General features: G+C 61.8%; 12 protein-coding genes. All 12 read left to right on the forward strand.

Annotated elements, in window-relative coordinates; translation table 11 throughout:
* The first annotated feature begins 7 nt into the window (after positions 1-7).
* On the forward strand, positions 8-877 hold the full coding sequence (locus AC52Q4_RS00675) for a ParB/RepB/Spo0J family partition protein (RefSeq protein WP_495534867.1): 870 nt from the start codon (positions 8-10) through the stop codon (positions 875-877).
* Positions 878-1,110: 233 nt separating this feature from the next.
* Positions 1,111-1,512: an ATP synthase subunit I gene (locus AC52Q4_RS00680; protein WP_495534868.1), complete on the forward strand. Its 402-nt coding sequence runs from the start codon at positions 1,111-1,113 to the stop codon at positions 1,510-1,512.
* Positions 1,509-2,294, forward strand: coding sequence for a F0F1 ATP synthase subunit A (atpB, locus tag AC52Q4_RS00685; protein WP_495534869.1), 786 nt, complete (start codon positions 1,509-1,511; stop codon positions 2,292-2,294). Before AC52Q4_RS00680 ends, atpB begins: the two co-directional genes overlap by 4 nt.
* Positions 2,295-2,358: 64 nt before the next feature.
* Positions 2,359-2,658: a F0F1 ATP synthase subunit C gene (gene atpE / locus AC52Q4_RS00690; protein ID WP_495534870.1), complete on the forward strand. Its 300-nt coding sequence runs from the start codon at positions 2,359-2,361 to the stop codon at positions 2,656-2,658.
* A gap of 74 nt (positions 2,659-2,732) precedes the next feature.
* Entirely contained in the window at positions 2,733-3,197 is a 465-nt protein-coding gene (locus AC52Q4_RS00695; protein WP_495534871.1) for a F0F1 ATP synthase subunit B, read from the forward strand.
* 9 nt (positions 3,198-3,206) lie between these two features.
* Positions 3,207-3,737 (forward strand): F0F1 ATP synthase subunit delta, encoded by a 531-nt coding sequence (locus AC52Q4_RS00700; RefSeq protein WP_495534872.1) that lies wholly within the window; start codon positions 3,207-3,209, stop codon positions 3,735-3,737.
* A gap of 51 nt (positions 3,738-3,788) precedes the next feature.
* Positions 3,789-5,330: a F0F1 ATP synthase subunit alpha gene (atpA, locus tag AC52Q4_RS00705; protein ID WP_495534873.1), complete on the forward strand. Its 1,542-nt coding sequence runs from the start codon at positions 3,789-3,791 to the stop codon at positions 5,328-5,330.
* Positions 5,331-5,423: 93 nt separating this feature from the next.
* Positions 5,424-6,284 (forward strand): F0F1 ATP synthase subunit gamma, encoded by an 861-nt coding sequence (gene atpG / locus AC52Q4_RS00710; RefSeq protein WP_495534874.1) that lies wholly within the window; start codon positions 5,424-5,426, stop codon positions 6,282-6,284.
* A 101-nt stretch (positions 6,285-6,385) separates the two neighbouring features.
* The gene (gene atpD / locus AC52Q4_RS00715; protein WP_495534875.1) at positions 6,386-7,786 is read left to right on the forward strand and encodes a F0F1 ATP synthase subunit beta; all 1,401 of its coding nucleotides are present in this window, start codon (positions 6,386-6,388) and stop codon (positions 7,784-7,786) included.
* Positions 7,787-7,914: 128 nt separating this feature from the next.
* Positions 7,915-8,340 carry a F0F1 ATP synthase subunit epsilon gene (locus AC52Q4_RS00720; RefSeq protein ID WP_495534876.1) on the forward strand — a complete coding sequence of 142 codons (426 nt, stop codon included), beginning with the start codon at positions 7,915-7,917 and terminating at the stop codon, positions 8,338-8,340.
* A 119-nt stretch (positions 8,341-8,459) separates the two neighbouring features.
* The gene (gene glmU, locus AC52Q4_RS00725; protein ID WP_495534877.1) at positions 8,460-9,830 is read left to right on the forward strand and encodes a bifunctional UDP-N-acetylglucosamine diphosphorylase/glucosamine-1-phosphate N-acetyltransferase GlmU; all 1,371 of its coding nucleotides are present in this window, start codon (positions 8,460-8,462) and stop codon (positions 9,828-9,830) included.
* Positions 9,831-10,005: 175 nt separating this feature from the next.
* The gene (gene glmS, locus AC52Q4_RS00730) at positions 10,006-11,838 is read left to right on the forward strand and encodes a glutamine--fructose-6-phosphate transaminase (isomerizing) (protein WP_495534878.1); all 1,833 of its coding nucleotides are present in this window, start codon (positions 10,006-10,008) and stop codon (positions 11,836-11,838) included.
* Positions 11,839-12,239: the final 401 nt, after the last annotated feature.

A 12,239-nucleotide genomic window follows, 5' to 3' on the forward strand; every position in this document is an offset into this window, starting at 1 on the left:
CCGAGCTATGAGCAACAAGCGCCGCGGGTTAGGGCGAGGGCTGGATGCGCTGCTCAAGGACGTGCCGGGGCAGGAGACGGACGATTCGGAGCACGCCGCTGAGCGGGGCGAGCTGCGAAACATCCCGCTCGATTTGCTCGAGCGCGGGCGTTATCAGCCGCGCAGGAACTTCGACCCGGCCTCGCTGCAGGAATTGGCCGACAGTATCCGTGCTCAGGGTGTGGTACAGCCGATCGTCGTGCGTCCAGAACGCGCGGGGCGCTACGAGATAATCGCCGGAGAGCGGCGCTGGCGCGCCGCGCAGCTCGCTGGTATGGGCGCCGTACCGGCTCTTGTGCGCGATCTGCCGGACGATGCGATCGTGGCCGTGGCGTTGATCGAGAACATTCAGCGCGAGGACCTCAATCCGCTCGAGGAGGCCGGTGCGTTGAAACGGCTGACCGGTGAGTTCGGCATGACCCATCAGGAGGTGGCGAATGCGGTCGGCCGCTCCCGGGCGAGCGTGTCCAATCTGTTGCGCCTGCTCGAGCTCGCCGACGAGGTGAAGGAGCTGATCGACGCGCGCCGCCTGGAGATGGGCCATGCGCGTGCTCTGCTGGCATTGGATGCGCCGCGGCAGATCGATGCCGCGCGACGAGTCATCGCCAAGAACCTCTCCGTGCGGGAAACCGAAAATCTTGTGCGGCGGCTTCTCGCGGACTCGGTATCGCCGAAGCCCGCAACGAAGGATCCGAACGTTCGGCGGCTGCAGGATGACCTATCGGCCAAGCTCGGTGCCGAGGTGCGCATTCAACATGGCAAAGCGGGTAAGGGACAGCTGATCATCCGATACAATAGCCTCGACGAGCTGGACGGGATACTCGAGCGCATGAAGTGATTCATGCTCGCGGATCCGCCCGATTTCCCCTCAAGCATTGATCAGGACGCACACGGAACCTTATACTGCTGCACCATTCGCCGCCTGCACGTGGGGGCGGTACGCGTACGGCCAAGCATACTCGTGACGCGATAACGGAGGCGGTGAGGCATCCTCTTGGGCTTTGGGTCGAAGCGCCTGAGGCCAGGGGATGTTTGTGCGCGGAACTAGACCATGAATGTCCAGGCTAGACCATGAATGTCCAGGACGGTAGTCTTTACCCGCTGCTCTGGGCCCAGGTGTGCTTGGTCGTCGGGCTCGCCGGGTTGTTTCTACTGCACGGACTGAACGCAGCCGTATCCGCCTTATACGGGGGTGGGGTCGCTTTGGCGAGCAGCGCACTGTTGGGGCGCAGCTTGAAGGCGGCTGGACAGGCGGCGAAGCGCGCGCCGAAGCAGGGCGTTTGGATGCTCTATTTCGGTGCCGTGCAACGGTTCGTCCTCGTGCTAGGCTTCTTCGCGCTCGGGATGGGGCTGTTCGGGTTGCCGCCCTTGCCGTTGATTGTCGGTTTTGCGGGGGCTCAAGTGGCCTTTCTGATAGGGGGGATCGGACGTGTGTCGCCGTCCTCCACGGATGACAAGGAAACGCGGACGTGAGCGGACTATTGCCGGATTCCAGCAATCCCGTTGAATACATTCAGCACCACCTGACCAATTGGCGATTCGGTGAGGGCTTTTGGGCCTTTCATCTGGATACGCTGCTCATCAGTTGGCTCATGGGCGGTGTGATCATATACCTGGGCTACCGTGTCGGGCGCACTCTGAGCGTAGAGCGGCCCTCAGGAATCCAGAACGTGCTGGAGGCGGTGCTCGACTTCGTCGACTCCTTGGTCAAGAGCGTGCTCGGCCGCGGGCATACCATGATCGGCACGCTTGCGATGACGGTATTTCTATGGGTTCTGCTAATGAACCTCATGGACATCATTCCGGTCGACCTCATTCCCTGGCTGGCCGAGCTTCTCGGGGCCGACCACTTCCGCGCCGTACCCACGGCCGATCCCCAGGCTCCGCTCGGCATGGCGCTCCTCGTGTTCGTGCTCATGATCTACTACAACATCCGGATCAAGGGCGCTTATCAGTACATGATGGAGTTCTTGACCCATCCGTTCGGGATCTGGCTGTTTCCGATCAATATGGTCATGAAGCTGATCGAGGAGCTCGCGAAACCCTTGAGCCTCGGTCTGCGACTGTTCGGGAACATGTTCGCCGGAGAGCTGGGATTCCTGTTGGTGGCACTGCTGCCATTCTGGGTGCAACCCCTGCCCGGTACCGTATGGTCACTCTTTCATCTCCTCGTCGTGGTGCTGCAAGCCTTCATCTTTATGGTGCTGACCGTCATGTATCTGGCGCTTGCCCATATGGGGAGTGATGAACATTAGTCCGGGCGCGGAACCCGGTCGATTTGTCGAATGCGAATTCAGGACATCTTATTAGGAGATAATAATGACAGCTGACGCCAATACCATCGCCCTGATTTACTCTGCCACCGCGCTCGGTGTTGGAATCATTCTGGGCTTTGCCGGGCTCGGTTCGGCGCTTGGATGGGGGCTGATCTGCTCGAAGTACATGGAGGGGATCGCCCGCCAGCCGGAGATGCAGCCCAGGTTGCTCATTCAAATGTTCATCACCGCGGGCCTGATGGAATCGTTCCCGTTCATCGTGCTCGCGTTCGCGATGTATTTTACGTTTGCAAATCCGTTTATCGGTGGTGCGCTGCAGGCGATCGGCGGTCTGGGAGGATAAGACTCAGCCGCCGCCAATCCCCGCTGCCAAGACAGTAGGGGGCGCATTCGCCCTTATGGATAGGAGATTCCGAGGTGAATCTGACCTTGTTTGGCCAGTTGGCCAGCTTTGCACTGTTCTCGTATCTGGTTTACCGCTTCCTTTGGGATCCGTTTACGAACATGCTGGAGGAGCGGCGAAAGCGGATCGCTGAAGGGCTCGCGGCGGCCGAGCGTGGTCAGCGCGAGCAGGAATTGGCCGAGAAGCATGCCCGAGAAGTGCTGCGCGAAGCCAAAGAGCAGGCGAACGAGATTATTGCCAACGCTCAGCGCCGCGGCGACGAGATTGTCGACGGGGCAAAGGATGAAGCGCGTGTTGAAGGCGAGCGGATTCTCTCCTCGGCGCGTGCCGAAATCGAACAGCAGAGAAACCTCGCTCGCGAGGGATTGCGCCGTGAGGTTGTGGCGTTGGCGATTGAAGGCGCCGAGCGGGTGCTCGCGCGCAAGGTTGACGCCAAAGCCAACAGCGAAGTCCTCGAGAAGCTGGCGGCGCAGCTCTAAGGCGGGAATATGGCAGACAGAAGTACCGCACGTCCGTATGCCGTCGCCGCTTTCCGCCAGGCGCAGGAAGAAGGGGCGCTGAAGCAGTGGTCGGAGATGTTGCAGTTGCTCCGTGCCGTGGTGACGAACCCCGCCATGGAGGAGATCATCGCCAATCCGCGGCTCGAGCGAGCCAAGCTCGTCAAGCTGATCTCGGATATCGGCGGAAAGGCGTTTTCCGAGACGGGCCAGAATTTCCTCAAGGTGCTGATTTATAACAGACGTCTCACCCTCGTGCCGGAAATCGCGGAGTTGTTCGAAGAGCAACGGCGCGACGAGGAGGGCAAGACCCGCGTCGAAATCGTTTCCGCATTCAAGCTCTCGCCGACGTACGCCGACACCATTGCGCAAGCCATGAAACGGCGTCTCGAGCGGGAGGTGGATCTCACGGTCCGAATCGATAAGTCGATCATCGGGGGCGTGATCATCCGTGCCGGTGATTTGGTCATCGACGCCTCGCTGCGCGGCAGACTGCAACAGCTCGCCCAAGCGTTGAGCTAGCGCGCGGCGCTACCGCGCCCGGCGCGGGTCAATAACTACAGAGGTCCGGTCATGCAACTCAGTGCGACAGAGATCAGCGATCTGATCAAGAAGAAGATCGAGCGTTTCGATATCGGAGTCGAGGCACGCAGCGAAGGCACCGTCGTCACGCTCACCGATGGCATCGCCCGGCTACATGGCCTGAGCCAGGTCATGCAGGGGGAGATGATCGAGTTCCCCGGCGCGACCTTCGGATTAGCGCTGAACTTAGAGCGCGACTCCGTCGGCGCGGTCATTCTCGGAGACTACGAGCACATAAAAGAGGGCGATTCCGTCCGCTGCACCGGTCGGATCATCGAGGTGCCGGTGGGGCCGGGGCTGCTCGGTCGCGTAGTAAACGCGCTCGGTCAGCCCATAGACGGTAAAGGCGAGATCGAGCACGACGGCACGTCTCCAATCGAAAAAGTCGCACCGGGCGTGATTTCCCGCCAATCGGTCAGCCAGCCAGTGCAAACCGGGCTCAAGGCGATCGACGCCATGGTGCCGATCGGGCGGGGACAGCGCGAGTTGATCATCGGGGATCGCCAGACCGGCAAAACAGCGGTGGCGGTGGATGCCATCATCAATCAGAAAAACAGCGGTATCAAATGCATTTATGTCGCTGTCGGCCAAAAGGCCTCCTCGATCGCCGCCGTGATGCGCAAGCTCGAGGAGCACGATGCGCTGAATCACACGATCGTCGTCGCGGCGAGCGCCGCCGAGTCGGCAGCGATGCAATACATTGCACCGTATGCCGGTTGCAGCATGGGAGAGTATTTCCGCGATCGGGGCGAGGATGCGCTGATCATTTTCGACGATCTCACCAAGCAAGCCTGGGCCTATCGGCAGGTGTCGCTGCTCTTGCGCCGGCCGCCGGGGCGCGAGGCCTACCCGGGCGACGTATTCTATCTGCACTCGCGATTGCTGGAGCGCGCGGCGCGGATCAATGCGGACGAGGTGGAGAAGCTTACCAAAGGGAAGGTCAAGGGGCGCACCGGGTCGCTGACCGCCTTGCCGATAATCGAGACACAGGCGGGCGACGTCTCAGCCTTCGTTCCGACGAACGTTATTTCGATTACGGACGGCCAGATCTTCCTGGAATCCGACTTGTTCAACGCGGGCATTCGACCGGCAATCAACGCGGGGCTCTCGGTCTCCCGGGTTGGCGGTTCGGCGCAGACACCGATCATCAAGAAACTCGGCGGTGGCGTACGCCTCGCTTTGGCGCAATATCGCGAGCTCGCCGCATTCGCGCAGTTCGCTTCGGATCTCGATGAAGCGACGCGCCGTCAGCTCGAGCACGGCCAGCGCGTCATGGAGCTCATGAAGCAGAAGCAGTATTCACCCATGAGTGTGGCGGCCATGGCGGTCTCGTTGTTCGCCGTGGATCGCGGGTACCTCGAGGACGTCGAGTTGAGCAAGCTCGGTGATTTTGAAATGGCGCTGCAAAGCTATATGGAATCCGAGAACGCCGATCTCATGCGCGAGATTAATGAGAACCCGGAGTACACGGACGAAGTGCAATCCAAGCTCAAGGCGGCGCTCGACAAATTTAAGCAGCGCTATTCCTGGTAGCCCTCCATTGTGACAGTTCCGGAACACGCTCGCGCGGCGTTCGTTGCATCGGCGCGGGCCTTGTTCTCGGCAGTCCAGATGAGCGAGTGAGTCATGGCCGCCGGCAAAGAAATCAGAACCCAGATTCGCAGCATACAAAACACGCAGAAGATCACGCGTGCGATGGAGATGGTGGCGGCGAGTAAGATGCGTCGCGCCCAAGAGCGTATGAGTGCCGCACGGCCCTATGCTGATAAGTTGCGCAACGTGATCGGGCACATCGCCAATGCTCATCCGGAATACAAGCACCCGTTCATGCTCGAGCGTGAGGCGCGGCGCGTGGCATTCATCGTCATCTCATCCGATCGCGGACTCTGCGGTGGCTTGAACGCCAATGAGTTTCGTCAGCTCCTGCGCGTAATGCAGAAGTGGCGCGAGCAAAAGGTTGAGATGGACTTCTGCATCATTGGAAATAAGGCCGCCATGTTTCTGCGCCGCCTGCGTGCTCAGATCATCGCGCAGAGCACGCATTTGGGGGACGCCCCTGATGTCGGTGATGTGGTCGGGGCCGTAAAAGTGGCGCTCGATGCCTACCGAGAGGAGCGCATCGACCGTCTCTACCTAGTGTACAACCGGTTCGTCAACTCGATGACGCAACGCCCCGAGGTGGAGCAGTTGCTGCCGCTGGTGGCTTCCGAGCAGGAGGAGCTCAAGCACTATTGGGACTATATCTACGAGCCCGATTCGCAAGAAGTGCTGCAGCACGTGCTGGTGCGCTACATCGAGGCCCTGGTCTACCAGGGCGTGGTCGAGAACATCGCCTGCGAGCAGGCCGCCCGCATGGTCGCGATGAAAGCGGCCTCCGATAATGCCGGCAGCATCATCGACGAGCTCCAACTCGCGTACAACAAGGCAAGACAAGCGGCAATTACCAAAGAGCTATCGGAAATCGTGGCGGGTGCGGCGGCCGTTTAGCGGCCGATTCAGGCAAGCGGGGGGCTCGCGCGCGGCGGCCCGCCCGGGCGCAAAAGCCAACTAAGCGCGGTAGCTCCGGCTTGAGGAAAAGGAAACGGGATATGAATTCAGCAGGAAACGTGGTCCAGATCATCGGCGCCGTCGTGGACGTGGAGTTTCCCTACGAGGCCGTGCCGAAGGTCTACGACGCGCTCTTGGTCGATGGCCAGGAGCTCACCCTCGAGGTGCAACATCAGATCGGCGGCGGCGTCGTGCGTACGATTGCAATGGGAAGTACCGATGGCCTGCGCCGCGGCCTGAAGGTGTCGAATACCGGAGCGCCGATTTCGGTGCCGGTGGGAGCGAAGACGCTCGGTCGCATTATGGATGTGCTGGGACGCCCGGTCGACGAGCGGGGGCCCGTCGGAGCCGAAAAGACGGTGTCGATCCACCGTCACGCGCCGGCATTCGACGAGCTTGCTGCCAGCACCGAACTGCTGGAGACCGGTATCAAGGTAATCGATCTGATCTGTCCCTTCGCTAAAGGCGGTAAGGTCGGTCTATTCGGCGGTGCCGGGGTGGGCAAGACGGTCAACATGCTCGAGCTCATCAACAACATCGCCAAGGAGCACGGCGGCTTGTCGGTGTTCGCGGGCGTCGGCGAGCGTACTCGTGAGGGTAATGACTTCTACCATGAAATGGCCGAATCCGGTGTCATAAAGCTCGACGACCTGCCGGAGTCCAAGGTGGCGATGGTATACGGGCAGATGAACGAGCCGCCAGGCAACCGCCTGCGGGTGGCACTCAGCGGCCTTACGATGGCGGAGCACTTTCGCGACGAAGGCCGTGACGTGCTGCTGTTCATTGACAACATCTACCGCTATACCCTCGCTGGCGTGGAAGTCTCCGCGCTGCTCGGCCGGATGCCCTCGGCCGTCGGCTATCAGCCGACGCTGGCCGAGGAAATGGGCAAGCTCCAAGAGCGTATTACATCGACCAAAACCGGTTCCATCACCTCGATACAGGCCGTGTACGTGCCCGCCGACGACCTGACGGATCCGTCGCCGGCGACCACGTTCGGTCACCTGGACGCGACCGTGGTGCTCTCGCGGCAAATCGCCGAGCTCGGAATCTATCCGGCCGTCGACCCGCTCGATTCCACCAGCCGCCAGCTCGATCCGCTCGTCGTCGGTCAGGAGCATTATCAGGTGGCGCGGCAAGTACAGGGTACGCTGCAGCGCTACAAGGAGCTGAAGGACATCATCGCCATTCTCGGCATGGACGAGCTTTCGGACGATGACAAGCTGACGGTGGTTCGGGCGCGTAAGATCCAGCGTTTCCTCTCGCAGCCGTTCTTTGTGGCGGAAGTGTTCACCGGGGCGCCGGGTAAGTATGTGAGCCTCAAGGACACCATCGCCGGCTTCAAGGCCATCGTCGAAGGCGAGATGGACGAGCTACCGGAGCAAGCCTTCTACATGGTGGGCTCTATCGAAGAAGCGGCACAAAAAGCGAAAACGCTATAGCGATCGAAACCCGGGGCGTGCCGGCGTCGTGAGTTGTCGGCAAACCACGGCGTGTGGCACTGTGGCATGAGTGGAGCAAGCCCCGCGTCCGCGACATGCCGGCGCTCTGTAATAAGTGGGTAACAGACATGGCAATGACCATCCACGTCGACATCGTCAGCAGTGAATCGGCGCTTTTCTCCGGTAATGCGCTGATGGTGTTCGCTCCGGCATCGATGGGGGAGGTGGGTATCACGCCACGCCACACCCCGTTGATCACAACGCTCGGACCCGGCGAGGTCCGCGTGCAGACGGACGAGGGCAACGAAGAAGTCTTTTACGTCTCAGGCGGTATCCTAGAGGTGCAGCCCCACCTCGTGACGGTGCTCTCCGATACCGCGCTGCGCGCGATCGACGTCGACGAGGCGGCCGCCCTTGCGGCCAAGGAGCGCGCCGAGCAGGCGATGCAGGATCGTCAATCGGAGGTCGACTATGCCCGCGCTCAAGCAGAGCTCGCGCAGGCCGTGGCACAGCTGCGTACCCTCCAGCGCCTGCGCAGCCGCCGCGCCTCATAGTGCGGTGGCGGCCGCGCCGGCCGCCCGTCGAGGAAGCGCTGTTGCCCCGGGTCCTTGTATATAGAATCCTCTAAGCGGCTTTGCCGCCGCCAGGGGGGCGAAGGGAGGCTCGCCAAGCAATGCTCAGCGTGGTCGTACTCGCCGCCGGTCAGGGAACCCGGATGCGCTCTGCCCTCCCTAAGGTCCTTCATCCCCTTGCTGGAAGGCCGATGCTTGCCCACGTGCTCGATACGGCACGGGGGCTGCAACCCGATGCCATTTACGTGGTGCACGGCCATGGCGGCGAGCAAGTCCGTGCCGCCTTGCCCGAGCCGGACATCCACTGGGTGGAGCAGATGCCGCCGCGTGGCACAGGCCATGCGTTGCAGCAAGCGATGCCCGCGATTGGCGACGATCATCAGGTCCTGGTGCTCTGCGCTGATGTCCCGCTGATTCTCCTGTCGACGTTGCGCAAATTGACGCAGACCGCTGGAGAAGAGCCGGGAGTGCTTACCGTGCGGCTACCCGATCCGCGTGGTTATGGCCGGATTGTGCGGGATTCCGCGGGGAGGGTCGCCGCCATCGTCGAGGAACGCGATGCCAATGCGGCGCAACGCGCGATCGATGAGGTCAATACCGGCATTCTGTGCCTTCCCGCCGCCCGCGCGCGGCACTGGTTGAATGCGGTGGACTGCGATAACGCCCAGCAGGAGTATTATCTCACCGACGTCATCGCACTCGCGCGTCGGGACGAGGTTGCGGTGCACCCCCTGGAGGTGGCAGATCCGATCGAGGTCCAGGGGGTCAACGATCGGGCTCAGCTCGCGAGGGCGGAACGGGCGTATCAGCAGCGCGAAGCGAACCGGCTTATGTGCGCTGGCGTCAGTCTCCTGGATCCGATGCGCTTCGATCTGCGCGGCCGCCTCGACTGCGCCGCCGATGTGACGATTGATGTCAACTGCGTTTTCGCCGGCGAGGTGGAAATTGCCGAAGGTGCTTACATCGGGCCGAATTGCCATATCCGTAACAGCCGTATCGGCACCAACACGCACGTCGCCGGCTTCTGCGACATCGACGGGGCCATTATCGACGCCGATAGCCAGGTGGGGCCTTTCGCGCGTTTGCGACCCGGCACACGGATGGCCGTCGGGGCCAAGGTGGGCAACTTCGTCGAGACGAAGAACAGCGCCATTGGCCAAGCCTCCAAGGTCAATCATCTTTCCTATATCGGAGATTCCGAATTGGGCGCGGGTGTGAACGTGGGAGCGGGCACGATTACCTGTAACTACGACGGCGCCAACAAGCACCGCACCGTAATCGAAGACGACGCATTCATCGGCTCCGGCACCCAGCTCGTTGCGCCGGTACGCGTTGCCGAGGGGGCTACCATCGGCGCCGGCTCCACGATTCGCCGCGATGCGCCGGCGGGCGCACTCACCGTCTCCGGGACGACGCAGCGCACGATTCCCGGCTGGCAGCGCCCGCGCAAGAAATCAGAGCCAAATGCCTGAGGCGCTACCCGCCGCCTATTACCGACTGGCGCGCGCAGACGCGTCATCAGTGTGGGAAGTGTGTGCGCAACGCCCTGCGGCCCCAACGCCTCTTGCGCCGCTGCTGGGCGGCGCCGCCGCATGGGGCTAAGGATATAGCGCCAGGCGCGGTGTACAAAGCAGGAGAGCGAACGCCATGTGTGGAATAGTGGGTGTGGTAGCCGAACGTGATGCCGTGGCTATCCTGCTCGAAGGGCTCAAGCGGCTCGAATACCGAGGCTACGATTCCGCGGGTATCGCGGTGCTGGATTCGGCGCAGCGCCTGCAACGCCATCGCACCATCGGCAAGGTCGCTGCGCTCGCAGCGGCTCAGGCGGCGCAACCTCTGTCCGGGAACACGGGTATCGCGCACACGCGTTGGGCGACGCATGGAGCACCGACCGAGCTAAACGCCCATCCGCATATTGCTCGCGACGAGATCGCCGTCGTGCACAACGGAATCATCGAAAACCACGAGCTGTTGCGCCGCGAGCTGCAATCACGAGGTTATGAATTCCATTCCCAGACCGATACCGAGGTCATCGTCAACGAGATTCACTCGCAGATGGAGGCGACTGACGACCTTGGGGAAGCCGTCGCCCGTGCGGTACATCGCTTGGAAGGCGCTTATGCCCTGGGCGTGATCAGCTCGCGGGTCCCCGGCCGGCTGATCGCCGCGCGCAAGGGCAGCCCATTGATTGTAGGGGTGGGGATCGGCGAGCATTTCGTTGCCTCGGATATCTCCGCTCTGCTGCCGGTGACGCAGCGCTTCCTCGTGCTCGAGGACGGGGACATCGCCGAGATCTCCTGCGAGCGAGTGCAAATCAAGGATCGTAGCGGACGACCGGTCAGCCGCAGCGTCCACACCTCGGAGCTCAGCCCGCAGGCAGTTGATCGTGGTAGCTATCGCCACTTCATGCTCAAGGAAATCCACGAGCAGCCGCGCGCGGTCAGTGAAACGCTCGAAGGGCGCCTCTCCGAGAGCCGGGTCTTGGAAGAGGCTTTCGGTGTGGAAGCGAGCGCGATTCTCGATCGGGTCGAACATGTGCAGATCGTTGCCTGCGGCACCAGCTACCATGCCGGACTGGTGGCCCGCTACTGGTGCGAGACGCATGCCGGGCTCCCTTGTGACGTCGAGGTGGCGAGTGAATTTCGCTATCGTCCCCACGTGTTGGCGCCGGCTACTCTGCTCGTGACTATCTCGCAGTCGGGGGAGACGGCGGATACGCTGGCCGCTTTGCGCGACGCCCGGGAAAGAGGCTATCTGGCGACGCTCGCCGTGTGCAACGTGCCGCAGAGCTCGCTCGTTCGGGAATCCGATCTGGTTTTAATGACCCGGGCGGGACCCGAGATCGGAGTGGCCTCCACCAAGGCGTTCACCACGCAGTTGGTTGCGCTGCTGTTGTTGATCATTGCACTCGGCCGCCGTCACAAGCTTTCCGCGGCCAGCGAGGCCGCCTTCGTTCAGGCCCTGCGCGGCCTTCCCCGGCACCTCGAGGCGGCACTGGCCCTGGAGCCGTCGATCGAAGTGCTCGCCGAGGAGTTTGTCGACAAACGCCACAGTCTTTTCCTCGGGCGGGGCGTGCAATACCCCATTGCCATGGAAGGCGCACTCAAGCTCAAGGAAATCTCCTACATTCATGCGGAGGCGTATCCGGCCGGGGAGCTTAAGCATGGCCCCCTGGCGCTCGTTGACAACGAAATGCCGGTAGTAACGGTCGCGCCCAACGATGAGCTCATCGAAAAGCTCAAATCCAACCTCCAGGAGGTTCGGGCCCGTGGCGGGCGATTGTACGTTTTCGCGGATGCCGCCACGGCGATCGGCGAAGAAGACGGCTACGTGGTACAAACCGTGCCGCACAGCGAGGAGATCATCGCCCCCATCGTCTACACCATACCCTTGCAACTGTTGGCCTACCACGTGGCGGTGTTCAAGGGCACGGACGTGGATCAGCCGCGTAATCTCGCCAAATCGGTTACGGTGGAATAGCGCTGTTCCGGCGGTTGCGGGATGCCAAACCCTGTAGCGACGCCGCAATCGGCGCGCTTTCGGTTATCAATGCCATACAGGAGGACGGTGGCACCCGACTTTGACACTTCCACGTACAGGTTCTCTTGAGCGGCGTGCGCTGACGCGTGGGATTTCAAGGTGTTAGATAGCCGATCCGCACGTACAACACGCGAAAGTACACGTACATGGATTATTATGTATAGCTTGCAGCGTAGCTGTAATCGGCTTATTATCGCGTACATGTATCTGCGTGAAACGCGCCGACGGCTCGACGCTCACGCACCTCCAGCTCGCCGAGAGTGTCTGGGACCCCATCAAGCGCCAATCCAAGATCCGCGTGGTGTTCAACTGCGGGCGGGCCGATGATCCGGCGGTTGCCG

This window comes from Nitrococcus sp. (assembly GCF_059432795.1).